This is a genomic window from Nitrosopumilus piranensis, from assembly GCF_000875775.1.
Classification (GTDB): Archaea; Thermoproteota; Nitrososphaeria; order Nitrososphaerales; family Nitrosopumilaceae; genus Nitrosopumilus; species Nitrosopumilus piranensis.
The window spans coordinates 1534181-1560734 of sequence record NZ_CP010868.1; the positions used below are offsets into that span (position 1 = coordinate 1534181).

Here is a 26554-nt window from a genome sequence, read left to right on the forward strand (position 1 = left end):
AAATTTATTCACAATTAGTTTACATCAATTGTAAACTCTACAGTAGGACTCAAGGCAATAGGATTAGTCAAACTAGTCCAAACAAAAACTGTTGCAGTGTATTTTCCAGATTTTTCAGGTATCCAAGAGACTGCGGGAGAGAAGTTTTGATTAACCTCAAGGCTTCCAGTAATCCAAGACAAAGATTGTACAGAATTGTTAGAGTCTTGAATTTGTACAAGATAGGTAAATGGCTGAGTTGCAATGTTTTTGTTAGAAATTCCTGTAGTTATCTGAATTTGCTGATCAGCCTTAACTTGTCCAATAACATTTCCAAATGAATCCACAACTCTAGGAGTTCCCACAGGTACTCGTTCTAATGGTGGAATAACAGGACCCACAACAGTACTAGAGATAATTTTTAACTCATCTGCCTTTGCGTATGGCTTTGGCAGTGTATTGTCTTCATATTTTGCAGTAACAAAATCACCTTCACTTACACGCAACCTATGACCAGATGACTGATCTTTGGAAGAAAATGTAACATGACCCTCAAAGATTCCTGTTGCCTGACCAGTCTCAGTCACTGTAAGGTCAATTCCACCAAGATCAGAATCAGACCACACATCTATAGTGAATGTGTTTACTGTGTTAGGATTGAGATTCATATCAGGATCTATGACACGTATAATTCCGTTTCCATTGGCAGATGTTGCACCTTGAACCCATTCAACATTACCTATGTTCCATTTGATTAATGCAGATGCAGTCAAAGTTTGTCTGTCTGAATATTGGAAGGATACAGTTAATCCATCATCATTCTTTGATTCTAAGAATCCATTTTTAGGACCACCATTACTTTTTGGTTCGGTTCTTGGAGTGGTATCAATTCCATCAATGCTACCAGTTCTAGGATTTCCATCAGCATCATGTTTGAACCCAGTTAGTATTACTTCGCCGACAAAAATTCCAGTGTTAAATCCAGTCTCAGTTAGTTTGTATTGAGACAATTTGTTTGAGCGAGTAGAAATTTTAATTTCGTTATCAGATTTACTTCCTATCTCGTCTATTTTATTTTCATTAAAATTATGATCAGGTGCAATAATTGTGATGTAGACTTTTTCAGTCCACGAGTATACTTTCTTGTCCAATGCTATCTGAGATTGGAAGTTTGATGTTGAGAATCTTATCTCTACTTTCTGATCATTTTTTCCAACAAAATCGGAGCCTGGTGTTCCCCAATCGGTGTATGTGACTTTGATGTTCTCGCCTCTATCAACTTGCTTTTTATTTATTTCAGATGGGATTTTTATCGATGTCTGAAATATTCCAGTAGATTCTCCTGTTTCACGTAGTCCAACAGGTCGTGGATCAAATATTTTTCCATTGTTTGTCATAGCACCACCCAATGCACCCATAGAGACCTTGGCATCATCAGACTTCCACTCCAATACATCAAGTGAGTATGTCTCTGCTTTTCTGGAATCAAAATTCAAGTCAGGATCAATTAATGTGATTAATGCGTCGCGGCCAACAATGTAAGATTGGGTATCAGATTGGAGTACACCCATCCTGAGATCAAATGCAGCAGAATCAGTCACAGTTCTAGATGAGCCAGAGGCATCAGCCTGATCAGCATATTCTACAGTAATAATATCACCTTGCAAGACACAATAGCTTCCAGAAGAAGGCTTTGCATCAAATCTTGATAAAACACCGGTTTTTGATTTATCTAATTTTTCAAATCCGGATTCCAAAGTAGTTGGACATTTTGTAGAAGATGGACCATCGACATACTTGATTGGTAAACTAAACTGGAATACTCCTGAGCTAGGAGATGTTTCTGGAATTGGTCCAAACTCTCTTGTAATACCACTTTTTACATTCTTACCAACAGTAATTACTCCTACTTTTGCTTCCTCTCCACCTGCAGTTGCCAAAACAATGGTTGAGGAACCTCTAGTAACCATTACTTTGATTGGCCCATTTGTTGTTCCGCCAATGTTTTGGGATAATTTGTCTTCTCCATTAGGAGATAGATTGTAATCAGCATCATGGATTCTGATATCAAGCATTGTATCTCTTGGTCCAATCTCTTCTCCAGAGTCAATTGCTTTGAAATCTCCATTTTTAGTAATCGCAGTTAGGTGGAAAGGGAATATGGAATTGCTATCAGGAATTGTAGAAGAAGTTTTTCCTGATTCATAAAAGTTAGAAACTGCACCTATTGGTACTGGGTATGTTGTTCTATCAAGCTTGACAATTCCGCTTGTTGCACCAACTGATGCGCTTGCAGATGTTATTGCTGCCTGACTTGATTGCCCTCTAAAGTCATAGTATACTGCTCCAATGTCAACACCAGATGTAGATTTTACAACACCGCCATCATTTCTTGAACAGTATTGAGAAGGAATTTTGAAATCGCCTTTGAACTCACCTGTCTTTTTTCCTGTCTCAACTAAAGTAAATCCAGTTGAACTTAATCCATCTAGTCCAGAGATTGCAGAACATGATTTACCATTGTGCAAAATGTTGGATTTTAACCATCGTTCATCATCAAAAGTAATCTCTAACAATCTACCAAATGGCTGATTGTTCTCTCTAAATCCTAGATTTGCAAGTCCTACCGTATCAACTGCAGGATCATTTGGGAATTTTGTAGCATCAACTACAGTATAGATATCAACAAGATCAGAATTAGTATTCAAATCCTTATCAAGCAAGTTTACACCAACAGTATCACCAGGCTTGAATGTCTTGACTGACAGTACTACTATTCCCATATGAGACAATACGTCTTGTTGATCAGATATTGTAGTCTGTACTCCATCAGAGCCCAAGTCATTGTAACTTATTCGCGGTGCTTCGTTTCCTTTGAGTTCATCAATGATTATGAATACAGGTTCATCATCAATTGGAAGAATTTGCTCATACGTTTTAGAATCAAAGATGTTGAGTTGGTTTAGCATAATATATTCAAGACTGCCTCTGAACTTTCCTGCGCTGTTTGATAGTTCTTCCATCTCTACACGGACAATTTGATTTGCTACTCTGTCACTTTTTGCAGTGCCGGCATTTTTTAGACCATATGAGAAAAAGTCAGCTACGATTGGTTTTGTCTCTGTTCCAATGTTTTGTATTTTAGGATATGCAAACATCAAGCCAATTTTTTCATTTCCTGAAAAAGATGATGAAAACAAGTTAGAGTGAAGTGTTTGCGGACTAGAAACTTGCTGTGTAGAGTTGAGATTAATCAGATTCTGAACAGTTGTATCAGATGCAATCTTGATTGCAGTAATGCCAGAAGTTGGATTTCCTGAAGAGTCAAGAATAGATGATGTTGTAATTAGAAGATAGATATCGACACTACTAATTTCAGTGCCAAGTGAACGTATATCAAAATTAAACATGTTTAGCCCTTTGAATTTCTTGGATGAATCAAATGGGTTGTTTATAGAAGAATAAAGTTCAGATAGATTTGTTTTCAGATCAATTACTAGTGCATCAGAATCAGTGTTAGATGAAGGATCTATTCTTGCCCTATCACTGTGCTTTTCTACCAAGACACTAGTACCAGTACCCAAAACTGTTTCTGAAAGTGTGAACTGTCCAGAGGTTGTAGGGGTTAGAGTATATCCATTTAGAAATGATGCAGTTGTTTTGGTGTTTGATTCTGTTCCACTTTCACCTAAGGTGTATGGGTCTCCCGTACTTAATGCTGGAATTGCCTTGTAAGATGGATTAAACAAATCAAGATCTTCTTTTTCTAAATTATTCTTGTTTGCATCAGAATCTATCAATATCACAGGCATCTCTTCACCAGAATTCCACTCGTTTCCCTTCAAAGATTCATCAAGAGAAAGTGTGCCCTTGCCAAATCCAATTAAAAGTGTGGTTGATTTTTTATTATATTCTATTGATGCAGATGTTCCTCTTTGTGCATTGTCAGTTGTAAGTAAAACAGAGTCATTGTTTGCATCAGTAGTTGTAAAGACTGCACTGTTTGGTCCAGTTTCAGTTATTGTTACAGGATATTTTCCTGTAGCAATAGAGCCACCACTGGTTGCAATTTGGGATATGTCTAATTCTCCATCACCATTTGTTTGGGAATTACTATTATCTTGAATTGTAAGAACATTTGATTGTCCTTGTACGTTTGGATTTATCTTGAGAACTCCATTATCTTTGAACATCATGGAACTGAGTTTTGATGCTAGATTTACAGCACCTGTAGTTCCATCTGAATCATTTTTGCCAGAATCTTCATAGAGCAGATAATATGTAGAAGGGCCTGATGGCAAGGTTCCAAATGACCAAGAATCCTCATCGGTAGGATCTATGTTTAAGCTAAGATCTGTAATTTTGAGATTAACGTCTGAAGATCTAGGATATGAGGTTCTATCTAGTTCAAAATTTACAAGTTTGTCTGCTGAATCAAATGTAAGTGTAGTTTGTTGTGGACCGCCACCACGGTTGTATTGAACTACTACATTTCCGCCTTTAGAAAAATCATAAAGTTGGATAAATGGCCAAAGGTCTTGTGATGCCAATCCAACTTGTCCCAGTTTGACAGAACCACCGCCAGAGTTTATCGTCTTTGCCTGTCTAACTACATTAATGGAATTTTTTGTGTATGGGGAAGACAAGGAACAGTCTTGGGAAATCTCTTTTGGTGTAGAACCGTTTTCGCCACCAATACCAGTACCACTAACAGGTATTGCAATGCCAACAGTCTCAGTTACAGAGAATCCAAGAACAGATGAGCTTGGAGTACAAAGAGTTCCAAAGTCAAGACCCTTTCCTGTCAGGCCAACTGTACTGTCTGCAATCTGGGCTTGTGCTCTATCTGCAAAATAACCATACCAATTGCCATCAACTGCTTGAACCATTCGAAGATTTTTGCCATTGACTGTAACATCTGGTTCGCCTATTGCTTTTCCAGTATCACCAATATTTTGATCACGAATTACGACTTCAATTACTTGCGGACCTGAAATTCTATTTTGAGATTGAGGATTGTTTGCTGAAACATAGAGATTAGTTGTTTGCGCATCAGCTGTGAAAAGATTTCCAAAAGATACACTTCCTGTAAAAATTAGAATAGATAGTGCAATTGCAGATAAGATTCTTTGGCGAGACATTTTGGTAACAATTTCCTTGGTTTTAATGGTATGAAAGGATTGTGTACTTTTCACCTCCTCCTAGTTGGTTTAAGCGTAATTTGTCAAATCATCATCTAAGAATATCCAGGACAATCCGGCCAATTCTGTCCAGTTGCAGGACGTACTGGTTGGAAGAGCATTTTTGGCATCACTTCCAACCAGAGATAATGACTGGTCTGGTCTTTGGATGTTTAGTGTAACTTGTTTCATTAACAGAGTATAGTGAGTGTATCTTATAACCCACTAGAGAATTGTGCAAAATTAATTTTAAGATAATTAGTTGACTTTGTTCAGTCTAAAATCAACTAATGAACAATTTATCCTAAATCTATTTTAAGTTGGATTGAGATGAAATTCCCTACAAAGGAATTCTCCTAGTTGGTTGTAGGGTTTTTCATCTCATTGATAATTTGGTAAAGAATTTTGTATTCAAGAAAATGGCGCCGGGAGGGAGATTTGAACTCCCGTTCCCTTGCGAGAACGCGCTTTATGGTTAACAATTTCCAGGCGCGCGCCCTACCAGGCTAGGCGACCCCGGCACAAGTCTTGCGACAAATTTAGTTTTTAGAATCTGATTATAAATTGTGTTACTACTTCCAAATAGTTACAGTAGTTGAACGTTCTACTTTTTTTCCCATTGGATCAAATCCTTTTGTTGAAATCTTGTAGAGGCCTTCTAATGTAACATCACCATCATTTTTTATTTGATCCCAGGAAAGTTCCACCTCTTCATTTGGTTTGAGTTCAGAAATTACTTGGGCAGATGTTGGAGTATACATCAAAATGCCAGACAGTCCGGTAATTCTTAATCCATATGATTTATCTGAAAATGTTATCGGGACAGTTCCAGTGTTTTTAATTATAATGTTAATCTCTTCGCCTTTCTTAAAATCAAATTTTTCAGTTAGAATTGAAATTCCAGGACCTTCAACATATACTAGTTGACTAGTATTTTTTACATCGATTAGAAAAATTCCATATCCCAATCCAGCAATTACACCGATTCCAACAAATATTACAAGACTTTTTGAGAGCAATTTTTATTCTTTAGAAGAAGGTTTTGTTCTCCATTTTTTAGGATATGTGTTTGGGGCCATTATGATTCTCCTTGTCTCAAATGCATAGCCCTTTGTTGCATCACGAATCTCTTCTTCACTCATTGTGGATTCTGCCAGTGCTACTGCTTCACCTTTTTGAGTATAGATTCCAACAATGTCACCTTTCTTCAAATTTGGAGATATCTTCAAAATTCCTGGAATTGCAAGTTGTGCGCCATGACACATTGCATCTACTGCAGAATCACGAATCACTATTGATTTTAATTCACTTAGTGCAAGCTCTACGGGCTTTATCATGCTCTTGAGTTTAGCATCATCTTTTTTTTCTTCCCACAATGCAAATGCATTTGCTAATTCATGCAAAGTTACCAGTCCATCAGTCTCTCTGAACTGATCAACTCTAGTTCTTCTAAGCTCAATCATAGTTGCACCAGGTCCCAAAATCTCACCTAGGTCATAGTACAGTTTTCTGATGTAGGTTCCTGCCTCACACAAGACTCGAGTTAGTAGTAATCTCTCTTTTTGTTCTAATACTTCAAATTCATAAATTGTTCTTGTCCTTGTTTGTCTGACTACTGCTGAGCGCTGTGGAGGTTTTTGGTAAATCTCCCCAGTTAGTGACTCTACAATCTCATGTAGTTTTTCTTTTGATGGAAGGGAGTGGACACGTCCTAGTGCATGATACTCTTTTGGTCCAAAGAGAAGTACTCCTAATGCTTTAGTTGCCTCACCAAGACCTAGCGGTAAAACTCCAGATACTTGAGGGTCTAGTGTTCCGCTATGTCCAATCTTTGGCAGCTTTAAGATTCTCTTTGTCCAAGCTACAGTCTCATGGCTTGTAGGACCAGGAGGTTTGTCTAAAATAATTATTCCATAGTTTAGTAGTTGCTCGATTGTTCTTTTGTCATAGTATGTGCCGTATGCATCATCAGTAATGTCTTGATCAACTTCGATTAGATTCTCTAGTTGCTTTAGAGTCATAGTAGTTTTCGCACCGTTTCTGTTGCAACATCAATTACTTGTTTTGCTGTGAGATGATCCGTGTTAATTATTACATCAAAGACTGACTTGTCATCACCAAAATCAAAATCGTATAATTTTTTGTAGAGTGCCTTGTTCTTATCAAATCGCTGCTTTGTTATTTGGTATGCTTCCTCAGAGCTCATGTCATCTCGTGATTGCATGCGTTTTGTGCTGCTCTCATGAGAGCCTTCTAGCCATATTTTGATGCCGTCATTAACCAACCATGGTAAGGTGTAACTAGTAATTACCATCCCGCCTTCATTGAATAGTTTGGTTAGCTTTTCATCTAGTCTTTTATCAAACTCTGAATTTTGTTCTCTCTGATTTAGAAACTTCATTCCATCTTCTGTATCCCACCAATCATCACCTGATGAATCAAATCCTTGCTCTTTTGCCATCTCCTTGAGTACATCACCGCCACTAAGATATTGTAGTGAGAACTCTTCTGCTAGTCCTTTGGCAACAGTTGTCTTTCCTACAGCAGGAGGACCTGATATTACAATGGATTTTGTCAACTGAGATCCATTGAGGTTTTTGTTAGTTTCATAATAATGCCACTAAACGCAATTGAGGAGAGGAAATACCAAGCCCAAAGGAACAATGCGTTTTCGGTAGTACAAACATGTTCGGGGTCTGCTGCTTGCTCTGCAGTACATGTCAGTTGGAATAAATCTCCGGGAATTACATTTAGCGGAATTGGAGAGATAGCTACAGTATAAGAGAAGAGTTGTGGCAATACGAAATAAAATATCAAAATCAATGGAACAAATGTAATCATCATTGGTCTCATGTTCATCTGCATCATCTCCATCGACATCTTGTTCATGTATGAGGATTTTTTGTTGAGCTCAGCTGTTTTTGCAGTATCTTTTGCTCTCATTGCAGCCATTCTTTCTTTTTGCCATCCGCGAGTCTCTTTCATTATTCGTTTTAGCTTTACTTGATCAACCATCTTCTTTCTGACTCCAGAGTTGAAGATGTTTAGCAATATACCAAATCCGGCAACTGCAAACATTGAGAGAATCAGGCCTTTGATGATGGGGTCATCGCTGCCAAGTGCACCTCTCTCACCTCCAAGAAAATCAAACTGGAGAGGTATTGATTCGATAAATAGTAGAATAATTCCAAAGTCCATTTTTTACAGTCCTAATGATTGAATTATCTTATCTGCTGCTTCATCAACCTTTCCCTCACGATTCAAGATGTACTTGACTGGAGAGCCAGTAATTACTGAACATGCTGAAATCATGCCTGACTGGACGTCTAGTTCCGTCTTTACATTTGCAAGAGTGTTTTTGTCTCTGTTTCGGGTCTCATCAGTCATTCGTCTGCTATAGATTTCCTCAGGCTTTGCTGAAACTGAGATAAAGTTTGATGGTTTTATGATTTTGAGGACATGCTCTGGCAGTCCTGGATAGTATCCTTCTGGAGAACTGATGAATGCATGAGTATCAATAATTACAATTTCTTCAGTGCATGCAGCAATATTTTCAGCTGCAATCTTTTGTAGCTCTTGCTGTTTTGTTACAGGTAGTTTTCTTAATTCATCTCTGTCATTGAGACCGTTTTGTTTTGCAACCTCAAACATTAGTGTTCCATAGCTTACAACATTGACACTTTTTTGTTGGCTTTTGATGTGGTCTAGTATCTTTGATAATAATGTAGTCTTCCCAACTCCGGGGATTCCAACTAGGATGATTTTTTTACTTTCTGCCAAGCAAAGCACCCAAACGCGGCATTACAACTTCGACTTGTTCTCTAACCAATTGCGTGTAGTAGTTGATGAGAATATCTACCATAAGTAAAATTCCAATACCAGAACCAAATACACCCAAGACATCAGATACTCCTGCTAGTAGACCCAAAATAGTTGAGCCAATGATTGTAACTGATGGAATGTATTTGTTCAACAATGCTTCTACTGGTTTGTTTGATCTTCTAAATCCAGGAATTTGCACGTCTGCATCAAGTAAGTTCTGAGCTGCACTCTTTGGTGAAAGACCACCTAGCTCTACCCATAACCTACCAAATACAATTACGATTCCAATCATGAATAATACATAGCCAACTGCACGTCCAGGATCCAAGATTGCAACATCTAGTCCTCTAGGTGGTGTGATGTAGTAGATAAGACCACCAATTGGGCTAGACGGACTTGTCGGGTCAAATTGCGCTATGAAATTCATAAAGAAATTATTGTTACGCGGGTTCATGTTGGCCCACAACATCTGGAAGATAAAGACGGCGTTTGCAGTAAGTGCAGATGCCAAGATAACTGGAATATTTGATACATACATCATCTTAATTGGATAGACTGCAGAGAAACCTCTGTATTTTGTAGATACGATTGGAATCTCAATCTTCATTCCTTGTGTAAATACAAGTATCAGTAAGACTCCCGCAGTAAGACACAAACCAAAGATGCTCGGAAGCTGGTTTGAACGGAAGAATACATTTGAGAGATCACCTGCCATAATTGATTGGCCGATGTATGGTAAGATACCAATAGTTCCTCCATCACCTGCCGGTAACGGGCTAAACAGACTCCACAAAATTTGTTGAGCAACACCTGCCATAATGAAAAGACTGATTCCACTACCAAGACCCCAGCCTTTCTGAATTAATTCGTCTAAGAACATGATGATAATTGACGCGGCCATCAGCTGTCCGACCATAATATACAGTATGTTAGGATCCGCTACTCCAGGACCATAGACTGCTACGCCATATACAATGGACTCTGCTACAATTACAACATAAGTTACCAACTTTGTTGCAGTCTGAAAGATACCTCTCTCTTCGGGTTTCTTAAAGTCAAACTTGAGAATGTCTGAACCTCTAAGTAATTGCATCAAGAGTCCTGCAGTTACAATCGGCCCAATTCCTAATTCAACAAGTGTGCCTTGTTGTGATGCAAAAATTACTCTAGCAAATGCTAGAAAGTCAAATTCAGGGGTTGTTGCTCCAAATAGTGGTGTCTGTCCCATTACCATGTAGATGAGTAATGCAACTCCACACCAGAGTAATCTAGTTGATAATGGAATCTTCTTTTTTGGTTTTGGAACCTGTGGTAGATAGGGCTCTGCTTTGAAAACTACTTTTCTAATAACTGCTGTAACTGTACCCTCAGCCATTTTCTGTTAGCACCTCTTCCCCATCAGTTTTTTCTTTGGTAGCAGATAAGACTTCTCCGCCAACGGCTTTGAGTTTTTCTTCTGCAGATGCAGTAAACTGAGTTACTTTGACGGAATAAGCATTTGTTACTTTTCCGCCACCAAGGAGTTTCTCGTATCCTGCGCTTTGAAGGTCTACAATCTTCTTTCCTCCTTCTTCTTTACCGAACTTAGTAAACAAGTCATCAAGATCACGGACGCTAGCCCATTTCTTGGTAATATTTGGGTGAGGTGGTTTAGTTGAATCATGGCCATAATGATCTGGTTCGTCTTTTAGTGTTGTACTCCAATGATGCTTCATCATTCCAGTAACTCCAAGACCACCCTTGTGACCACTTGCACGATGTTGACCTACTTGGCCCCATCCCATGTGGCGTCCTCCCCTAAGTCGTCTTGTCTTTCTTAATCTTGTTGCCATGTTAAATCATATTCCTTACAATTGTTCCAAGTTCTTTGTTTGATCCTAGGACTCCTTTTTGACCATACAACTTTTTGGTGCTTCTCTTGAATCCAGTTCTTGGTGGTGCTAATGCAAACCAGGGCTTTAGTGGTTTTAATTTTGATAGAGTTGCCTTTCCTTCTGAAAGTGCAGTTGCCAATTCATCAGAACTTGCAAACCCAAGTTCCTTCAAGTCTTCAGCAGTAATTTTTTGATATCCAGATTTTCTTGCCTTTTTGTCAATGAGTTCTTTTGCCAATTCAGAGTCAAGTTCAACCCATGAGACATAGTGCTGTACTTTTTTTAGCATTCCCAATGTGTTTTCTTTTGCTGGCAATATTGTTGCGCGATATTTCTTGTCTAGTTTTAAGAGCATCATGGTGTGGGTTGCCCAGTAAGGACAATCAGCTTGGCCTTTAATTCTAACAACAAGATATGCATTTGCCATTTTTTATCAACCCTGACTAAATGTCTGTCTAAGACAGTCCAAGATAGCTTTTGAAGTAGAGTTCATTGTTGGAGTAGAGCCTTTTGCCGTAGTCCAAGCGTCTTTGAGACCTGCTAATTCCAATAATCGTTTAATTTTACCTCCAGCTACCAGACCTAATCCACGTGGTGCGGGAATAATTTCAATAGTAACACTTCCGCCCTTTCCTCTTACTCTAAATGGAACAGAATGTTTTTGATCACATCTACATTCCCAACTGCCACATCCCATCTTGATTGGGTTGACGTTAAGATAAGCAGCGTTTGTTGCCTTTTCAATTGCAATTCTCATTTGTTTTGATTTACCTTGACCAATTCCCAAGTAACCGTTCTCGTTTCCAGTTGCAACGATTGCTTTGAATCTAGTTGATTGTCCGTTTGATGTCATCTTTTGAATAATCCCAACATCAACTACCTCACTCTTCAAATCAGGAAGTAGTTTTTTGATAATTCCTGCTTCTTGAATTCTTAATCCTAATTCAATAATTTCTTCAAGAGATGTAATTTCTCCTGATGCTACTTTTTGTCCCAAGATTGTTTTTGGAACCCAAACTTCTTCTTCTGGTTCTCTACGTGGTCTTCTTGGACGGTCTCCACCTTTTGAACCACCAGGTGGGCCTCTACCATAAGTTGGTGGAGCTTTTCCTCTTGGTCCGCCTTGTGCGGGTTTAGATTGTGCTGTTTGACTCATTTTATTTTACCTCAGTATCAATTGTAGATTTCATTTTGGAAATTTCGTTTTTAACAGTAAGATGTTCTCCGTTGATTCTATCTTCGGATGGAAAAGTTTCTTCATCAGCTGGAACTTCTAGACCGGCATCAATTACGCCCTTAAGAGCGGCTGCCATTCTTTGGGTGTATCTTCTTGTTCCAGTATACAAGATTGCATCCTTTGCACCCTGTCCAAGTGCTTTCTTTCCTGCCAGATATCCTGTAAGATATGCTGCAGGTACACTCTTTCTAGAACCCTTCCAGCCTTTTTCTAACAGATATCTAGAGTGTGCAGATGCAACAACCTTGTCGCCTGTCATTCCAGGCTTTAGAATTTGGACTTGAGTATTTTCATTAGTAATATTTACAGTGATAAAGTCACGCTTACCCATCAACATTGTACCGCGTTTTTTATAATTGGTCTTCTCTTCCCTTAATCTTCTCAATATTTTTGAATAGGCCATGTATAGAATTCGAGTTTGAACGTGCTCTTATATACGTTAAGCGCGAATTAGAGAGGCAAGCAATGCCTTTTGAGTGTGAAGGCGGTTTTCTGCCTCATCCCAAATAACAGACTGCGGTCCATCAATTACAGATGATGTAACTTCTTGATCTCTTTTTGCTGGAAGACAATGCATAAAGATCGCATCTTTGTTTGCAGACTTCATCAGTTTTGGGTTGACTTGGTACTTTGGAAGAAACTTTTTGATTCTCTTTGGATCATCATTATGAATAGAAGAATACGTATCAGTTACAACTACATCAGCATTTTTTGCTGCAGCAATAGGATCAGTAGTCAATTTTATCTTAGTTGATTTTTGTGCTTCTTTTACTGTCTTTTTGTCAGGCTCAAAGCCCTTTGGAGTTGCAATAGACATGGAGGCACCTGACAATGCTGCGCCATAAATCATAGAGTTGCAGACATTATTGCCATCACCAACCCATGCAATCTTTATTCCCTGGAGTTTCTTTTTCTTTTCTTTTATTGTCATAAAGTCAGCTAATATTTGGCAGGGATGAAATGCATCTGAAAGTCCATTGATTACTGGAATCGTTGCATGCTGAGATAATTTTTCTAGCAAGTCATGATCATAAACTCGGGCCATAATACAATCAGTGTATCGCGACAAAGTCTTTGCAGTATCTTCAACTGACTCGCCACGAGAGAGTTGCATGTCATTTGATGAGAGATTAACTGCATAGCCTCCTAGCTGAGACATTCCAATTTCAAAACTTACTCGTGTTCGAGTAGACGGTTTTTGGAAAATCATTGTTAGTGTTTTGTTTTTTAGAAGAGGTTTGTTTCCACCTTTTTTGAGTTCTTTTTTTAGTTTGATTGATTCATCAATTAGGCCCACAAATTCCTTTGGGGATAATTCCGCTAAAGTGAGTAAATTTTTTGTTTTTAGTTTCATCTCTTAAAGAACCCGAACCTACTCTTTTTCTTTTTTGGTTCTTCTTTATCATGTTTGTGAATTTCTTCATCTTCATCATCATCTTTAGATTCTCCAGGATTTGGTTTTCCATCTTTAATCCATTGACGAATCTTGTTACCTAGATTGATAGCTTTATCATCATTTTCTGGGGGAGGAACATCAAACAAATCTGAATAAGTTGTAATCTCATCATCAGTAATTCCTTCAAACGGATCATCAGAAGTTGGTTCTGGTGTTGGTTCTGGTGTTGGTTCTGGTGTTGGTTCTGGTGTTGGTTCTGGTGTTGGTTCTGGTGTTGGTTCTGGTGTTGGTTCTGGTGTTGGTTCTGGTGTTGGTTCTGGTGTTGGTTCTGGTGTTGGTTCTGGTGTTGGTTCTGGTGTTGGTTCTGGTGTTGGTTCTGGTGTTGGTTCTGGTGTTGGTTCTTTCTTAATATCAACTCCTTCAAGAGTTCCAAAAACTGTTTCAAGGAAAGTCTTCTTATCAAAAGGCTTTAGATCAGGATATTCTTGTCCAACTCCAACAAACATCACAGGAGTCGATGTTACTTTTACAATAGATAATGCAGCACCACCTCTTGCATCAGCGTCACTTTTTGTCAAAATAGAACCATCAAATTTCACATGCTCATGGAATTCACGTGCTTGGTTAACAGTATCATTTCCAGCTAAAGAGTCACCTACAAAAATTTTCAAATCAGGATTTACAACTTTGGTGATTTTTTCAATCTGCTGCATCAAGTTTTCACTTGTTTGCATTCGTCCAGCAGTATCAATTAGGACAACATCTGTTTTGTGAGATTTTGCATACAACACAGCATCACGTGCAACAGCAGCAGGATCAGAGTTGTAATTTTGTGCAACAAGTTTTAGGTTAAGACGATTGGTGTGTTCTCGTAGTTGCTCAATGGCACCAGCTCTAAAAGTATCGGCTGCTGCAACAACAACAGAATATTTTGCTTGTTGTAACATATGTGCAACTTTGGCGAGCGATGTTGTTTTTCCAGTACCGTTAATTCCAACAAATAAAATCAAGTAAGGTTGCTCTTGTTGTTTTTTTTCATTAATTCTTTGGAAGAGATCAATCTCTCCGGCATTATCAAAGTGTGTAGAAATACTTGAAATCAAACTGTCTTTAACAAACTTTTCAATTTCTTTTTTGTCAACTTTAGAGCCAATCAGTTTTTCTTTTAGATCATCTTTAATGGAATCAATTACTTCTGTTGCAACATCAGACTCTAAGAGAGCAATTTCTAATTCAAAGAGAATGTCTTCAATGTCTTTTTCATTGAGTTCTTTTTCGCCTAAACTTTTCGCTGCATTAGAAAACGCACTACGAAGTTTATCAAACATGGTTTATCCCGATTGTGGAGGTTGACCTTGTTGTTGACCGGATTGTTGCATGGCTTGCATCATTTGATTGACTTGGGCTTTGCCTTGTTCTAATCTTTGAGCAGCATCTTGTTTTTTTGCAGCAGTATCTTGTATTGCAATTTCAATTTCTTTGATTCGCTCTTCAAGATAATTAATTGCAGAAGCAAAATCTTTTTCCACTGCAACACCTGCACCGATATTTAGAATTATTTTGCTGTTGGATGAAATTTTTGTTGGGATAAAAGTTCCCAATCCAATTGGGACAAGAGTATCTGATTCAGGATTCTGACTAAGTGACTTTATTGATTCAATAGCTGCAGTTGCCTCTCTAAATACGCTCATGAATGTTCCCTCTCTTTGAGATAAATCTGCAAAATAGGTTTCAAGCATTTGCATTTGTTGCATCAATTGCTCTGCTTGTTCTTGACTCATTTACAACAAGGCTTTCTCTTATGGTTATAAATTCATTCATAGATTCAACCAAAAATGTAGAATAAATAAAAAATAAAGAATGGACTTTATTTTGCTTTAGAGAATCTGCTCTCTACCTCATCCCAGTTAACTACATTCCACCATGCTTCAATGTAAGCAGGTCTTTTGTTTTGGTAGTTGAGATAGTATGCGTGTTCCCAAACATCACAGCCTAACAATGGCACTAGTCCTTCAGTTCTAGGACTTGTTTGGTTTGGCATTGATTTGTATTCAACCTTTCCAGAGGAAGGATTGTATACTAACCATCCCCAACCACTGCCTTGAATTACTGCTGTAGTGGATGAAAATTTCTCTTTGAAGTCAGCAAAGCTTCCAAAGGAATCATTGATTGCATCAGCAATTGATCCTCCAGGTTCACCGCCTCCATTTGGTTTCATGTTGTTCCAAAATAGCCTATGGTTGTCATAACCACCACCGTTGAAATTAATTGCACCTCTTTTGTCCTCTGGAACAGACTTGATATCAGACAAAATGTCTAAGATATCTTTGTCTTGAATTTCAGCTGGACATGTTTCAAGAGCTGCATTTAGTTTGTCAGTGTATGTTTGATGATGCTTTGTGTGGTGAATCTCCATCGTTCTTGCGTCAATGTGAGGTTCTAATGCATCATAAGCATATGGCATTTCAGGAAGTTCGTATTTTCCCATGGGGACTTTTGATAGCTTATTCCATTTATTGGTTTACAGGTAATCATTTTTACTTGTTAAAATTGATACAAGATTTGTGAAATTCTTAGCGATTTTTTCTTTTATTGTTGTAATTTTGACGGGTTTAGTTTTGTCCCAATCATTGCATTTTGAAAACGAGATTCAGACATATCTTGAAAGAAGTGTTCCGTTTGTCGGAACAGATATTCCTAGAATAGAAGGAATTGATGGCACTGGAATCAAGATAGCAATTATTGATACGGGTGTGGACTATAACCATCCAGACTTGTTTGGTTGGGGACCAGATGGAAAAGTAATTGGAGGATACAACTTCATTCAAGAAGGCAAACCACCAATAGATAACAACGGACATGGAACTCAGGTTGCAGGAGTCATTGCAGCTGATGGGCAAGCAGTAGGGGTAGCACCCAAGGCAAAGATTCTTGCCTACAAGGTCTCAGAAGACGGAGAAGGAGTATCATCGGATTTGATAATCAGGGCAATTGAAAAAGCAATTGAAGATGATGCAGACATTATCAATATCAGCTTGGGAGTAAACAAAACAAACACAAAGATTGAGAGAGCAGTAAACCTTGCATTAGAAAAAGAAATTTTTGTAGTAGTTGCTGCTGGAAATGATGGTCCAGGAATTGGAACAATTGGAAGTCCTGGAAGAAACTTTGGTTCAGTTACAGTTGGTGCAACATACAACAATCTTACATCAAGTCTAGTTGCAACACTAGAAGTTGATGAGAAACCATACACAGTAATTCCAATGGTAGGAAATCAAATCTCAGAAGATACAATTTCAGGAAAGCTTGTTTTTGGAGGATATGGAAAAGCAGGAGAGTTAAAAGATTTGGATGTAAAGGACTCCATACTAATTGTAGAGAGAGGAAGTGACGTAGAAGGAGAGTTGCTGTATTTTTCAATAAAGGAAACTAATGCAGCTGATGCTGGAGCAAAGGCATTAATTGTATACAACAATGTCCCAGGAATTTTCTTGGGAGAATTAATTCATGATTTTATTGAACCAGACTATTCACCGCAGATTCCAGTGGTATCAATGGATAGAGAAGAGGGATTGGAGATTGTCAAATCAATTAATGGAAATGAGGCAGTACTAAATCTGTTTTTTAATCCAGACTATCTTGCACACTTTAGCTCCCGTGGTCCAGTATCTCCATTTTACATAAAGCCTGAGATTGTTGCACCAGGAGCATACATCAATACCACACAAAGCAATGCAGGATACAACTTTACTAGTGGAACAAGTTATGCTGCTCCCCATGTAAGTGGGGCGGCAGCACTATTACTCCAGAAAAACCCCCAACTCCACCACCACGAGATAAAGTCACTATTACTTACTACAGTTGAGCCTGTATCTGATGCCCACGGTAATGAATTCTCCATTCAAGAATCAGGTGCAGGAAGGCTAAACATTGCAAAAGCATTTGAGGCAAAGCTAATCATAGAGCCCCCTAACTTTGTTGCAATCACATCATCAGACAACAATGTTGCTCAAAAGAAATTTCAACTAAAATCAATGGATGGTACATGGGATGGATTTGATGTTACATTTGATGGGCCTGAGTTCATAAAGTTTAGTGGAGAACTTGTAGATGGAAATGTTTTGAGTGTGAGAATGAGTATGTTAGAAGATAATTTTGGAGAGCATGAAGGAAAGATGATGATAAGCCACAATGAAATACAATATGTTGTTCCATTTTTGCTGCATCATACACCTGGTTCAGTTTCAGCAGTACAGCAAAATGAAAAACTGTTCTTTGAGATTTATCATCCTCAAGAATGGAGTTTTGCAAAAATTTCAGTTACAAACAGTAAGGATGGAACAGTTGATACAACAACTGCAACACCAGACAAAACTGCAACAATTGATGTCTATGAAAATACAAAGTATTGGATTGATGCAAAAATCAGAGTCAGTGGAAACTCGTCAAGTGCATACAACACTATTGATGTAAAATCAATTCAAGAAAGAGAGAGATTCGATCTTGTCATCCCAGAAAGACAGATGGCAATAATTGCAGGTGCAGTTATAATAATTGGAGTTGTCGGTATTCTAAAAAGAAGATAGTCTATTGTGGCAGTTTTGGACCAGCATCAATGATTTCTTGTGAAACACCATCAAATTTCTTAAAGTTCTCAACAAACATTTGAGCTAGCTTCTTTGCAGACAAGTCATACGAGTCTTTGTCAATCCAAGTGTTTCTAGGATCTAAAATCTCAGATGGAACTCCTTCTACTTCTGTTGGAATATCTAGATTAAACAAGTCATTGTGAGTATACTTTACAATATCAAGTGCACCTGATAATGCAGCAGTAACCATTGCACGGCTATACTTTATCTTGACTCGTTTTCCAACTCCGTATGGGCCACCAGACCAACCAGTATTGATGAGGTAGACTACGGTGTTGTGTTTGTTGATTTTTTCACCTAGTAGTTTAGCGTAAACTGATGCGGGTCTAGGCATGAATGGTGCTCCAAAGCACTGAGAGAATACAGATTTTGGTTCTTTGATTCCTCTTTCAGTTCCAGCAAGTTTGCTAGTGTAACCTGACATAAAGTGGTACATTGCAGCTTCCTTGGTAAGTCTTGAAACAGGTGGCAACACACCCAATGCGTCTGCAGTCAAAAAGATAATCACTTTAGGATTTCCACCTACACTTGGAATTACAGCTCCTGGGATGAAATCCAAAGGATATCCAACACGAGTGTTTTCAGTTAATGTGTTATCGTCATAGTCAGGTACATTGTCTTTTAGTACAACATTTTCTAAAAGTGCACCAGGCTTGATTGCATTCCATATTTCAGGTTCTGCTTCTTTGCTAAGGTTGATACATTTTGCATAGCATCCACCTTCAAAATTAAAAGTTCCATTATCAGACCAACCATGTTCATCATCTCCAATTAGTTTTCTATGTGGATCTGCTGAGAGGGTAGTCTTTCCAGTACCAGATAATCCAAAGAATAATGCAGTATCTCCTTTTTCTCCAATGTTTGCAGAGCAGTGCATTGGAAAAATTCCTTTTTCAGGTAAGAGATAGTTCATTACACCAAACATAGACTTTTTCATTTCACCAGCATATTCAGTTCCACCAATTAAGACAATCTTTCTTGTCAAATCAATGAGAATAAAGATATCACTTCTTGTTCCATCAATCTCAGGATCTGCCTTAAAGTCATTAATGCAGAGAATTGTAAATTCTGGTTCGTGATTTTCTAGTTCTTCTTTTGTTGGTCTAATAAACAAATTACTTGAGAACATACTTTGCCAGACATGATCATTGATTACTCTGATTGGCAAACGTGTCTCAGGATCTGCTCCTACAAATCCATCAAATACAAATAATTCCTTGTTTTCAACAAAGTTTTTCATTTTTTCTAATAGTTTCTCAAACTTGCCACTTGGGAATTGGTGGTTGATTTTTCCCCAATCAATTGTTTCATGAGTTTTGTCATCATATACGATAAAGCGATCATCAGGTGAGCGGCCCGTATACTTTCCAGTATTGACTGAAAGGGAGCCTGTTGAGTTGACTACACCCTCTTTTCTCTCAACTGCAATGCGTACCATCTCATCTGTAGGAAGGTTTCTGTGGACTTTGGATGGATTAATCCCAAAATCTTTGAGTTGAGTTGAAAATTTCTCAGTTGCAGCAGTACCTTCTACTTGGGTCAGAGGGTTACGCCCCCAAAAGTAATATCATTAATCCCAGGCTTGTTCATGAGATATTTCGATCCGCATTCAATTTCCTTATTATCTCTTGTCATCTGAAATTATTTTTTATGTCTAGGAACGTATTTATTCCAAAATTCAAGAGTCAATTTGATGCCGATCAATAAAGAAAAGATTGCAAAGAGACAGGAAGCAAAAGAACACAATCCTGATTTTAAAAGACCAGAGAGCTGGCGTTATGTTAGACTTCAAACTGGTTGGAGAAAACCAAAAGGAATTGATCATCATCAGAGAAAACAATGGAGTAGAGGTCGTCCAGGTCTAGTCAAAGTAGGATTTGGTGGACCAAAAGAAGCAAGAGGATTGCATCCTTCAGGATTTACAGATAATTTAGTTTACAATTTAGATGATTTGTCAAAACTTGATCCAAAAACAGATGGAGTAAGACTAGGTCACAGTGTTGGTACTAGAAAAAGAAAAGAGATTGTTGCAAAAGCAGTTGAACAGAAATTCAAAATTTTCAATGCGAGAGTGAGTGTAAGTGGTAGTAAATCTTAAAGCTAAGAAAAGACTGGCATCCAGAGTTACTGGTGTTGGAATTCACAGAATAAAATTTGATTCAGACCATCTTACTGATGTTGCAGATGCAATCACAAGAGAAAATATCCGCAGTCTAATTACAGCTAACACAATTAGAATCGATTCATTCACTGGAACGTCTAGAGGAAGAGCACAAACCAAAAGAGACCAAAGAAACAAGAGAGGTACCAAACAAGGTTCAAAACAAGGACGCAAAGGCGCACGTGTTGGTAAAAAAGAAGTCTATGTTGCAAAGGTCCGCGCATTGAGACGACTGCTAAAGATTGCAAAGGATAGAAAAGATCTGACTAATCCAGAATTTTGGGCACTATACAAAAAAGTAGGTGGAAACACAGTCAGAAACAAGGCCCACTTGAGACAATTAATGGAAGAGATTGTCGCAAAAAGAGCAAAGTAGAATTTTTTTCAATTACCAAAAATCCTTTTAATTGCTAAAAGCAAATTTGCTACATGACAAATACTCTCAAAGCAACATCTATGGACCATGTAAACATGAATGTAAGGAACCTGGCAAAGACTGTAGAATTTTACAAAAACTTGTTTGGTTTTGAGGTTAGAAAAGAAGACAACTCTCCAAACAAACTTGATGCACCCTCAAAGATTATTGGAAATGACTCTATCAAGATTTGTCTGTATGAGGACCCGCATGTTACACCTGCTGGAGGAATTGCTCACTTTGGTTTTCACGTTGAGAACTTTGAGGACATTATGCAAAAGTGCAAGGAGCTTGGAGTTGAGGTGTTGTATGACGGTCCCATTGATTTTGAAAAATCAAGATCAGTTTACATCAAGGATCCAACTGGATACGATATTGAGTTAAGCGAAGTTGTTGGCGGCGGGCTATAAAAAATTAGAATCTATGAATGGTTTTTTCCCAATCTAAAATTTTTCCATTTTCAATTTTAATTCCCTCATCATGCAGCATCTTTGTTTTGATGTGCTCGCCATATGCATATCCGCCAACCTTACCATTTGACATTACAACTCTATGACATGGAATGATTACGGGATATGGGTTCTTGTTCATTATTCTTCCAACTGCCCTTTGTCCGTTCTTCAGGCCAACTGCCTTTGCAAGTTCACCATAAGTTGTGATTTGGCCTTTTGGGACCTCTAGTAATTTTTTGTAGATCTTTTTCTCAAGACTCAAAGCTTGATTACCTCAAGTTCTGTAGATTCAAGAAGGTCAAGAACTTTTTGCTTGTTTGGTCCAAGTCCATTCCAATCCAGCAGAGCAAACTTTGCTGCACTGTTTTGCTTGAGAATATGAGAGAACAACTCCTCATCAAGATTATCTAGTGCATGTTTTGGAATTACTGTTCCAAGTGCATATTTGCCATCTAAGAGTTGTTCTGTAAACTTTGTAGGATAATGAGTTCCACCAAAACACAGTGCCACTGGATTCGTTGGAATGTCATGAGATATTACCTCATGAACTAGTTTTGCAACTCTGTGACAGAGCTGCTCATCAGTCCACTGCTTTTCAGTTGTTCCAATTTCGATAAATATTGTAGGCTTTTTGAGAGCTGTTGGCCCGTGATGTGTTGCTTCTATTGTAATGTCGAATTCTGTAAAATCTGACTTGTGATCTCGCAGAGTCTGAAGATATTTTTTTTGCAAGTCTGGATGAGATATTGCTACCTGTCTGTCATTTCCACCAAACTTTGCCTCTGAGAAATTTCCAGTGCTATGGCAAGTAAGTGCCAGCACACCAGATTCAGCTGCATGTTTTGATAAAAAGATAAATCCATCATAATCATATTTTTCTTCTAACCAATCTGCAGAAATTGCAGGAGTTGGAATAATTACCAGATCATAGTACTTTCCACGAAATACATCTCCATCCCGAGTCATATCTTTGCAAAGAAACTTTGCCATATTGTGGCCAGCAGGATCATCGGCGTATGCAACTAGCAGCTCCATGAAATAAGAGATATAAAGAGACCCTATTAATTTCCACCAATGAACCCAAGACAGACTTTGAAGAACATGGCAAATACCATGAAAATGGCCAAAAAACCAGACAAAGATGAGTATCAACAGCATCTTAGATTGGTATTATTAGGAATAGGTGGCGTCGGAGCTATTGGATTTACAATACAGTTTGTCTTTTCGGTGATTACATTTGGTAGGTAAAATTGTCTGAGGAAGTAAAATCACATTTGTTTGCAATTAGAACCACTGGTGGACAAGAAAAAGTGGTAATGAGATTATTAGAAGCAAAAGCTAACGCTAATCAAATCAACATTCAATCAGTATTTTGGGTAAGTGATCTTAAAGGATATGTCGTCATTGAAGCAGTCAATCCAAGTGATGCATACATGGCAGTAGAAGGTGTAAGACACATCCGCGGTCAATTAAGAGGGGAATTAGAGTTCAAAGATATCGAGGGATACTTGGTAAAGAAATCAACTGTATCAACACTGGCAGTAGACAATGTAGTAGAAATTACTGGTGGGCCATTCAAGGGAATGAAGGCAACAATCACCAGAATAGATTCAGAGAAAGAAGAAGCTACAGTTGTATTGCTTGATGCATCATACCAATTACCAGTAACAGTAGACGCAAACTATCTAAAACTATCAACTGAGGGTTAGGAAGGATTAAATTTTCATTTAGAGGTGATTAAACTATGGGAGAACAAAAAATATCATCACTTGTAACAGGCGGAGCAGCATCAGCAGGTCCACCTTTGGGTCCAGCACTAGGTCCGCTTGGCGTCAACATCATGGAAGTTATCAATGCAATTAATGATAAAACCAAAGACTTTGAGGGAATGAAAGTTCCAGTTACAGTAATTGTTGATAGCGACACAAAAAAGTATGAGATTGAAATTGGTATCCCATCAGCAGCTGCACTAATCATGAAGGAGGCAGGAATCCAGAAAGGTTCTGGTGCTTCTGGAACTGAATGGGCAGGAGACGTTACAATGGATTCAATAGTCAAAGTTGCAAATACAAAACTTGAGAAATCCTATGCATCATCAATAAAGTCAGTTGCAAAAACCATCATTGGTACATGTGTAGCTTTAGGAGTCAAAGTAGAAGGAAAGACTCCAAAAGAGATTACAGCTGAAATCAATGAAGGTAAATGGGATGAGAAATTCCAGTAAAACAGATTCTATCTCTTTTCATCAACGTCTGCAATAATCTTCTTCATACAATCATGACAAATTACGGATTTGTCATGCAGTTGTCGTATAATTTCATGGTCTTGAAAAACTGAATCATATGTTGCGCCAATTACTATTTTGTTAGTCCAGACCTCAAAGTCTTCTTTTAGCTTGGCACATACAAAGCAGTTCATAAAATCTCTAAAATAACATATTTTTATTAAATTTTACATACGGTTTTTGTCCACATCAGATAAAGGGATTTTTGATAAAGCCGTTTGCTAAAAGAACAACCAGACCTACTGCAGTCCCAGTTCCACCAATAATACCTATCAAAAATGCAGCGTCACGTTTGTCCATCTAGTATATTTCAAAAACCTCGAACTTATGAATTTAGAGTTTTGGGAGTTGGCCTGTTTTATCCAAGTTTGATTTGCAGACCTTGCAATACAATCTAACCTCACTTGAAGGAAATTCAGTTCCACAGTTTTTGCAAGTGTAAAATTTTGTATCACCCATGATTCTACAACACAAGTTGCAGACTTAAGGGTTGATAATTTTGGATTTAGTGTGGTTTTTCGGATTTTTCTTGTGCAGTATCAATACCATACTGTTCCTTTCGTTTCTTGTTTGATAGCTCACAATAGAAAATTTGTTTTTCTTCAGACATTATAATTTCTGGCCTGTCTTGGTTATTAATAGATGTGCAATAATCATGTTAATTCATTAAGATAGACTGGATCTTTGTCTGTCTTTTGTAATTCCACAAAGGTCTCTGTATTTTGAATGCCTTCAATTTTTCCAATCTTCTCAATCACTACTGAGTGAAGTGACTCCAAGTTCTTTGCATATACTTGGATCATAATATCAAATCTGCCTGTAATCTCAGATATTGAGACAACTTCGGGAGTTTCCATGAATTTTTTGTGAATTTCGTCTTTGAACTTTGGATCTCTATTAATTCCAACATTTGCTTTGACACTAATTCCCAATAGAGAGTCGTCAATTTCTACGGTAAATTTCTTGATTAGTTTCTTTTTTACTAGCCTCTTTATTCGGCTGTATAACACAGATGCATTGATTCCCAGTTTCTTTGAGAGTGTAGGTACTGAGATGGAACCATCTTTTGTTAGCTCAAAGAGTAATTTCATATCAAGTTCGTCGAATCCATGCAATATATTAGAAAATTCTCGTTGTGATTTAATATATGTAGGTTTTGAGACAAAACTGTTGTGTATTTTCAATTATTTTGGGCAAAAAATGAAATTTTTTAAAAACAAACTTCACCAGAATTACTGCATCTAAACGATTTCAAAAAATTGTTAGATTTTGGCAGTCTTAAGACTTGGCAGTAATCAGTCTTTTTGTTTTGTTTATTTTTATAATTTTCCAGATCAAAGTAGGTGGAATTATAAAATAAATTCCAATATTTACAATAATAATTCCAACTCCATAGATCAAAACTTTTTCTTCTGAATCCATCTCCACACCATTTAGAATTGAAAGTGTGGTTAACAAAGGAATCAAGATAGTTTTTACCATCTCTTTGAAGATAGGGTTTTCTCTTTGATAATCAGCTATTGTAGGACTAAATGAATAGTATACTGCATTAAATGAATCCATAAAACTTGTGCCAACATCTGTCTGCATTAGTTTGTTGTCACGCAGTTCACGTAATTGTTGAACCTGAATAGATAGTTCTGTTCCGTGTGCAGCTGTTGCAATCAAACAACCTCCTTTGTTTTTTTGCTCATCAATCATTCCAGTTTTTTCTTTTAATTCTTTTACATATTGTTCTTCGCAACCATAATCTTCTATGCACTGGTCATATTGGCAGACAATTCCACTAATGCACCTTGATTCACAATAGTCCATTCTATCGATGCATCTGTCAAGTTCTTGTTTTTCATCGCCGTAGACCATAGGGGGTTGAATCATTATAATCACCAAACCAATTAGAAACAGGCTAACTGCATTACTTTTTGCAACCATAGTGAATTTAAAAAAATCTAGTTAATATCTTAAGTGGTATCTTGTTGTAATCGGTAATCGATTATTTTTTTAGAAAGAATTTTCCAATTTGGATTTGTTCTATGTGGAACCGTTAAATGCTAAATTAGTTAACTTACTTAATGGTATTGCATTTTAGACCTCTAAATGCTGTAACGCAGATTGTATTAATTTGCGTGATTGTAATCAGTTTTTTACTATTTTCACTGTATACATTTTACCCAAACATAGTTTCTTTTATGGATGTAATCACAGAATCATCAGTAGTAATTGAGAATTCTGTAAGAGTATGCGTAGTAAAGACAGATGATCCATATGTCGAGACTAAAATCATTAATGACTGTGATTTACCTGCAGGTACGGAGGCCGAAATATTCTATAGCCCAGGTGATCCATATGCATACTTATCGCCCCCATAATATCATATAATAAGAAATAAAGTTATCAATATATCTTTAAATAGATCTATGATCAAAACTAGACAATGAAAAAACTGCACGCATTAAAAAATGCAAAAAGAAAAGCAGTATCTACAATTATTGCAACACTTCTAATGGTTGCAGTAGCAGCAACAGGTGGTACAGCTCTATTCGGATTCTCACAGGGGTTCTTTAATGAACAACAAGTGGGCGCTCCAGCAGGATTAGAGCAACTTGAAGTTACTGGTTTTGATGCCACAGACAGTAATGACAGAAAATTGCATAATGCCAATATCGATAACGGTACTGGAACCCATACTACAGGTGAAGGCAAACTTGCAGAAGGAGATAGAGTATACATCTATCTATTAAACAAGGGAAGCAATCCAGTGGCAATTAATGAATTGCGATTTGCTGGAATTTCATATGCCCATCAGCTAACAGCATCCGCATCAGAGATTGATGGTACAGTAGCTACTGAGTCTGTATCATCATCAGTTCCAGCATTACCAGTACGAACTTCATTCGTTTTAATTGAAACAGGTGATGAAACTTCAACTGATAAAATACCAGAACTAGAGCCAGGTCAAGAAGTTACTATTGTTTTAACTCTTGATGATCCAATCAAAATTGGACGTGATGCTCAGTTAAAGATAACCACTGCGGCAGGTACTGAGTTTACAGACGTAATAAACATAGGGCAACTAGACGACTAGAGTCCTTTCATTCTTTTATT

32 protein-coding genes and 1 tRNA gene are annotated in these 26554 nt (G+C 37.7%); 9 read left to right on the plus strand and 24 right to left on the minus strand.

The features are described from left to right. Positions 1-14: 14 nt before the first annotated feature. The 17 genes from NPIRD3C_RS09305 to NPIRD3C_RS09380 form a co-directional block, all read right to left on the minus strand. On the minus strand, positions 15-5120 hold the full coding sequence (locus NPIRD3C_RS09305) for a hypothetical protein (protein WP_148703876.1): 5106 nt from the start codon (positions 5118-5120) through the stop codon (positions 15-17). 69 nt (positions 5121-5189) lie between these two features. Next, positions 5190-5351 (minus strand): hypothetical protein, encoded by a 162-nt coding sequence (locus NPIRD3C_RS10770; protein ID WP_192827849.1) that lies wholly within the window; start codon positions 5349-5351, stop codon positions 5190-5192. A 228-nt stretch (positions 5352-5579) separates the two neighbouring features. Beyond that, positions 5580-5680 (minus strand) — tRNA-Ser (locus NPIRD3C_RS09310). A 51-nt stretch (positions 5681-5731) separates the two neighbouring features. Next, complete coding sequence (locus NPIRD3C_RS09315; protein WP_148703877.1) at positions 5732-6178, minus strand: hypothetical protein; 447 nt, start codon at positions 6176-6178, stop codon at positions 5732-5734. 3 nt (positions 6179-6181) lie between these two features. Continuing rightward, complete coding sequence (locus NPIRD3C_RS09320) at positions 6182-7180, minus strand: RNA-guided pseudouridylation complex pseudouridine synthase subunit Cbf5 (protein WP_148703878.1); 999 nt, start codon at positions 7178-7180, stop codon at positions 6182-6184. Further along, positions 7177-7737 carry a cytidylate kinase-like family protein gene (locus NPIRD3C_RS09325; RefSeq protein ID WP_148703879.1) on the minus strand — a complete coding sequence of 187 codons (561 nt, stop codon included), beginning with the start codon at positions 7735-7737 and terminating at the stop codon, positions 7177-7179. The genes NPIRD3C_RS09320 and NPIRD3C_RS09325 overlap by 4 nt, the downstream gene beginning before the upstream one ends. Next, entirely contained in the window at positions 7734-8357 is a 624-nt protein-coding gene (locus tag NPIRD3C_RS09330; protein WP_148703880.1) for an EMC3/TMCO1 family protein, read from the minus strand. Before NPIRD3C_RS09330 ends, NPIRD3C_RS09325 begins: the two co-directional genes overlap by 4 nt. A 3-nt stretch (positions 8358-8360) precedes the next feature. Then, positions 8361-8948, minus strand: a complete 588-nt coding sequence (locus NPIRD3C_RS09335) for an adenylate kinase (protein WP_237087658.1) — start codon at positions 8946-8948, stop codon at positions 8361-8363. Further along, positions 8926-10356, minus strand: a complete 1431-nt coding sequence (secY, locus tag NPIRD3C_RS09340) for a preprotein translocase subunit SecY (RefSeq protein ID WP_148703882.1) — start codon at positions 10354-10356, stop codon at positions 8926-8928. Before secY ends, NPIRD3C_RS09335 begins: the two co-directional genes overlap by 23 nt. Continuing rightward, positions 10349-10813 (minus strand): uL15 family ribosomal protein, encoded by a 465-nt coding sequence (locus NPIRD3C_RS09345; protein ID WP_148703883.1) that lies wholly within the window; start codon positions 10811-10813, stop codon positions 10349-10351. The genes secY and NPIRD3C_RS09345 overlap by 8 nt, the downstream gene beginning before the upstream one ends. A gap of 1 nt (position 10814) precedes the next feature. Continuing rightward, complete coding sequence (locus NPIRD3C_RS09350) at positions 10815-11282, minus strand: 50S ribosomal protein L30 (RefSeq protein WP_148703884.1); 468 nt, start codon at positions 11280-11282, stop codon at positions 10815-10817. A 6-nt stretch (positions 11283-11288) separates the two neighbouring features. Then, positions 11289-12011 (minus strand): 30S ribosomal protein S5, encoded by a 723-nt coding sequence (locus NPIRD3C_RS09355; RefSeq protein WP_148703885.1) that lies wholly within the window; start codon positions 12009-12011, stop codon positions 11289-11291. Between the two features lies 1 nt (position 12012). After that, on the minus strand, positions 12013-12495 hold the full coding sequence (locus NPIRD3C_RS09360; RefSeq protein ID WP_148703886.1) for a 50S ribosomal protein L18: 483 nt from the start codon (positions 12493-12495) through the stop codon (positions 12013-12015). Positions 12496-12531: 36 nt separating this feature from the next. Further along, positions 12532-13446, minus strand: coding sequence for an ornithine carbamoyltransferase (gene argF / locus NPIRD3C_RS09365; protein ID WP_148703887.1), 915 nt, complete (start codon positions 13444-13446; stop codon positions 12532-12534). Then, positions 13443-14816 (minus strand): signal recognition particle-docking protein FtsY, encoded by a 1374-nt coding sequence (ftsY, locus tag NPIRD3C_RS09370; protein WP_148703888.1) that lies wholly within the window; start codon positions 14814-14816, stop codon positions 13443-13445. Before ftsY ends, argF begins: the two co-directional genes overlap by 4 nt. Before the next feature lie 3 nt (positions 14817-14819). Then, on the minus strand, positions 14820-15269 hold the full coding sequence (gene pfdA, locus NPIRD3C_RS09375; protein ID WP_148703889.1) for a prefoldin subunit alpha: 450 nt from the start codon (positions 15267-15269) through the stop codon (positions 14820-14822). An 86-nt stretch (positions 15270-15355) separates the two neighbouring features. Beyond that, a complete protein-coding gene (locus NPIRD3C_RS09380) occupies positions 15356-15976 on the minus strand; it encodes a superoxide dismutase (protein ID WP_148703890.1) in 621 nt (206 codons plus the stop codon). A 130-nt stretch (positions 15977-16106) separates the two neighbouring features. Between NPIRD3C_RS09380 and NPIRD3C_RS09385 the strand changes: the two genes are divergently transcribed. Then, on the plus strand, positions 16107-18074 hold the full coding sequence (locus NPIRD3C_RS09385) for a S8 family serine peptidase (protein ID WP_425338875.1): 1968 nt from the start codon (positions 16107-16109) through the stop codon (positions 18072-18074). A 1-nt stretch (position 18075) separates the two neighbouring features. Here the strand turns inward: NPIRD3C_RS09385 and pckA are convergent, their stop codons facing one another. Next, positions 18076-19617, minus strand: coding sequence for a phosphoenolpyruvate carboxykinase (ATP) (pckA, locus tag NPIRD3C_RS09390; protein WP_237087759.1), 1542 nt, complete (start codon positions 19615-19617; stop codon positions 18076-18078). Between the two features lie 213 nt (positions 19618-19830). Here pckA and NPIRD3C_RS09395 point away from each other — a divergent pair, with 213 nt between their 5' ends. From NPIRD3C_RS09395 to NPIRD3C_RS09405, 3 genes are read left to right on the plus strand one after another with little or no spacing between them, the layout of a single operon-like run. Continuing rightward, on the plus strand, positions 19831-20235 hold the full coding sequence (locus NPIRD3C_RS09395) for a 50S ribosomal protein L32e (RefSeq protein ID WP_148703893.1): 405 nt from the start codon (positions 19831-19833) through the stop codon (positions 20233-20235). Beyond that, positions 20219-20674: a 50S ribosomal protein L19e gene (locus tag NPIRD3C_RS09400; protein WP_148703894.1), complete on the plus strand. Its 456-nt coding sequence runs from the start codon at positions 20219-20221 to the stop codon at positions 20672-20674. Before NPIRD3C_RS09395 ends, NPIRD3C_RS09400 begins: the two co-directional genes overlap by 17 nt. A gap of 53 nt (positions 20675-20727) precedes the next feature. Beyond that, positions 20728-21123, plus strand: a complete 396-nt coding sequence (locus tag NPIRD3C_RS09405; RefSeq protein ID WP_148703895.1) for a VOC family protein — start codon at positions 20728-20730, stop codon at positions 21121-21123. Positions 21124-21127: 4 nt separating this feature from the next. Here NPIRD3C_RS09405 and NPIRD3C_RS09410 read toward each other — a convergent pair whose 3' ends face one another. Both NPIRD3C_RS09410 and NPIRD3C_RS09415 read right to left on the minus strand, forming a co-directional pair. Beyond that, complete coding sequence (locus NPIRD3C_RS09410; protein WP_148703896.1) at positions 21128-21427, minus strand: methylated-DNA--[protein]-cysteine S-methyltransferase; 300 nt, start codon at positions 21425-21427, stop codon at positions 21128-21130. After that, on the minus strand, positions 21424-22200 hold the full coding sequence (locus NPIRD3C_RS09415; RefSeq protein WP_148703897.1) for a D-aminoacyl-tRNA deacylase: 777 nt from the start codon (positions 22198-22200) through the stop codon (positions 21424-21426). The genes NPIRD3C_RS09410 and NPIRD3C_RS09415 overlap by 4 nt, the downstream gene beginning before the upstream one ends. A gap of 39 nt (positions 22201-22239) precedes the next feature. Between NPIRD3C_RS09415 and NPIRD3C_RS09420 the strand changes: the two genes are divergently transcribed. The 3 genes from NPIRD3C_RS09420 to NPIRD3C_RS09430 are packed head-to-tail and all read left to right on the plus strand — an operon-like array spanning position 22240 to position 23389. Then, positions 22240-22413, plus strand: coding sequence for a protein translocase SEC61 complex subunit gamma (locus NPIRD3C_RS09420; RefSeq protein ID WP_148703898.1), 174 nt, complete (start codon positions 22240-22242; stop codon positions 22411-22413). 2 nt (positions 22414-22415) lie between these two features. Continuing rightward, positions 22416-22874 carry a transcription elongation factor Spt5 gene (locus NPIRD3C_RS09425; RefSeq protein WP_148703899.1) on the plus strand — a complete coding sequence of 153 codons (459 nt, stop codon included), beginning with the start codon at positions 22416-22418 and terminating at the stop codon, positions 22872-22874. A 35-nt stretch (positions 22875-22909) separates the two neighbouring features. Further along, positions 22910-23389 (plus strand): 50S ribosomal protein L11, encoded by a 480-nt coding sequence (locus NPIRD3C_RS09430; protein ID WP_148703900.1) that lies wholly within the window; start codon positions 22910-22912, stop codon positions 23387-23389. A gap of 8 nt (positions 23390-23397) precedes the next feature. Here NPIRD3C_RS09430 and NPIRD3C_RS09435 read toward each other — a convergent pair whose 3' ends face one another. The 4 genes from NPIRD3C_RS09435 to NPIRD3C_RS09445 all read right to left on the minus strand — a co-directional run bounded on the left by NPIRD3C_RS09435 (position 23398) and on the right by NPIRD3C_RS09445 (position 25327). After that, the gene (locus NPIRD3C_RS09435) at positions 23398-23583 is read right to left on the minus strand and encodes a hypothetical protein (RefSeq protein WP_148703901.1); all 186 of its coding nucleotides are present in this window, start codon (positions 23581-23583) and stop codon (positions 23398-23400) included. A gap of 199 nt (positions 23584-23782) precedes the next feature. Then, on the minus strand, positions 23783-23908 hold the full coding sequence (locus tag NPIRD3C_RS11030; RefSeq protein ID WP_255464655.1) for a hypothetical protein: 126 nt from the start codon (positions 23906-23908) through the stop codon (positions 23783-23785). 194 nt (positions 23909-24102) lie between these two features. Beyond that, the gene (locus NPIRD3C_RS09440; protein ID WP_192827875.1) at positions 24103-24540 is read right to left on the minus strand and encodes an Lrp/AsnC family transcriptional regulator; all 438 of its coding nucleotides are present in this window, start codon (positions 24538-24540) and stop codon (positions 24103-24105) included. Between the two features lie 187 nt (positions 24541-24727). Then, on the minus strand, positions 24728-25327 hold the full coding sequence (locus NPIRD3C_RS09445; protein ID WP_148703903.1) for a CFI-box-CTERM domain-containing protein: 600 nt from the start codon (positions 25325-25327) through the stop codon (positions 24728-24730). Between the two features lie 194 nt (positions 25328-25521). Between NPIRD3C_RS09445 and NPIRD3C_RS09450 the strand changes: the two genes are divergently transcribed. Both NPIRD3C_RS09450 and NPIRD3C_RS09455 read left to right on the plus strand, forming a co-directional pair. Then, complete coding sequence (locus NPIRD3C_RS09450; protein ID WP_148703904.1) at positions 25522-25818, plus strand: hypothetical protein; 297 nt, start codon at positions 25522-25524, stop codon at positions 25816-25818. A 65-nt stretch (positions 25819-25883) separates the two neighbouring features. Beyond that, complete coding sequence (locus NPIRD3C_RS09455; RefSeq protein WP_148703905.1) at positions 25884-26534, plus strand: hypothetical protein; 651 nt, start codon at positions 25884-25886, stop codon at positions 26532-26534. Positions 26535-26554: the final 20 nt, after the last annotated feature.

Excerpts from the sequence above, each read along its gene's own strand:
- NPIRD3C_RS09305 (WP_148703876.1), bottom strand. The coding sequence starts at position 5,120 with ATGTCTCGCCAAAGAATCTTATCTGCAATTGCACTATCTATTCTAATT.
- NPIRD3C_RS09430 (WP_148703900.1), top strand. The coding sequence starts at position 22,910 with ATGGGAGAACAAAAAATATCATCACTTGTAACAGGCGGAGCAGCATCA.
- NPIRD3C_RS09395 (WP_148703893.1), top strand. The coding sequence starts at position 19,831 with ATGCCGATCAATAAAGAAAAGATTGCAAAGAGACAGGAAGCAAAAGAA.
- NPIRD3C_RS09330 (WP_148703880.1), bottom strand. The coding sequence starts at position 8,357 with ATGGACTTTGGAATTATTCTACTATTTATCGAATCAATACCTCTCCAG.
- NPIRD3C_RS09440 (WP_192827875.1), bottom strand. The coding sequence starts at position 24,540 with ATGAAATTACTCTTTGAGCTAACAAAAGATGGTTCCATCTCAGTACCT.
- NPIRD3C_RS09345 (WP_148703883.1), bottom strand. The coding sequence starts at position 10,813 with ATGGCAACAAGATTAAGAAAGACAAGACGACTTAGGGGAGGACGCCAC.
- ftsY (WP_148703888.1), bottom strand. The coding sequence starts at position 14,816 with ATGTTTGATAAACTTCGTAGTGCGTTTTCTAATGCAGCGAAAAGTTTA.
- NPIRD3C_RS09420 (WP_148703898.1), top strand. The coding sequence starts at position 22,240 with ATGAACCCAAGACAGACTTTGAAGAACATGGCAAATACCATGAAAATG.
- pfdA (WP_148703889.1), bottom strand. The coding sequence starts at position 15,269 with ATGAGTCAAGAACAAGCAGAGCAATTGATGCAACAAATGCAAATGCTT.
- NPIRD3C_RS09360 (WP_148703886.1), bottom strand. The coding sequence starts at position 12,495 with ATGGCCTATTCAAAAATATTGAGAAGATTAAGGGAAGAGAAGACCAAT.
- NPIRD3C_RS09450 (WP_148703904.1), top strand. The coding sequence starts at position 25,522 with ATGGTATTGCATTTTAGACCTCTAAATGCTGTAACGCAGATTGTATTA.
- NPIRD3C_RS10770 (WP_192827849.1), bottom strand. The coding sequence starts at position 5,351 with ATGAAACAAGTTACACTAAACATCCAAAGACCAGACCAGTCATTATCT.
- NPIRD3C_RS09320 (WP_148703878.1), bottom strand. The coding sequence starts at position 7,180 with ATGACTCTAAAGCAACTAGAGAATCTAATCGAAGTTGATCAAGACATT.
- NPIRD3C_RS09350 (WP_148703884.1), bottom strand. The coding sequence starts at position 11,282 with ATGGCAAATGCATATCTTGTTGTTAGAATTAAAGGCCAAGCTGATTGT.
- NPIRD3C_RS09405 (WP_148703895.1), top strand. The coding sequence starts at position 20,728 with ATGACAAATACTCTCAAAGCAACATCTATGGACCATGTAAACATGAAT.
- NPIRD3C_RS09435 (WP_148703901.1), bottom strand. The coding sequence starts at position 23,583 with ATGAACTGCTTTGTATGTGCCAAGCTAAAAGAAGACTTTGAGGTCTGG.
- NPIRD3C_RS09445 (WP_148703903.1), bottom strand. The coding sequence starts at position 25,327 with ATGATTCAACCCCCTATGGTCTACGGCGATGAAAAACAAGAACTTGAC.
- argF (WP_148703887.1), bottom strand. The coding sequence starts at position 13,446 with ATGAAACTAAAAACAAAAAATTTACTCACTTTAGCGGAATTATCCCCA.
- NPIRD3C_RS09355 (WP_148703885.1), bottom strand. The coding sequence starts at position 12,011 with ATGAGTCAAACAGCACAATCTAAACCCGCACAAGGCGGACCAAGAGGA.
- NPIRD3C_RS09415 (WP_148703897.1), bottom strand. The coding sequence starts at position 22,200 with ATGGAGCTGCTAGTTGCATACGCCGATGATCCTGCTGGCCACAATATG.
- NPIRD3C_RS11030 (WP_255464655.1), bottom strand. The coding sequence starts at position 23,908 with ATGGGTGATACAAAATTTTACACTTGCAAAAACTGTGGAACTGAATTT.
- NPIRD3C_RS09380 (WP_148703890.1), bottom strand. The coding sequence starts at position 15,976 with ATGGGAAAATACGAACTTCCTGAAATGCCATATGCTTATGATGCATTA.
- secY (WP_148703882.1), bottom strand. The coding sequence starts at position 10,356 with ATGGCTGAGGGTACAGTTACAGCAGTTATTAGAAAAGTAGTTTTCAAA.
- NPIRD3C_RS09455 (WP_148703905.1), top strand. The coding sequence starts at position 25,884 with ATGAAAAAACTGCACGCATTAAAAAATGCAAAAAGAAAAGCAGTATCT.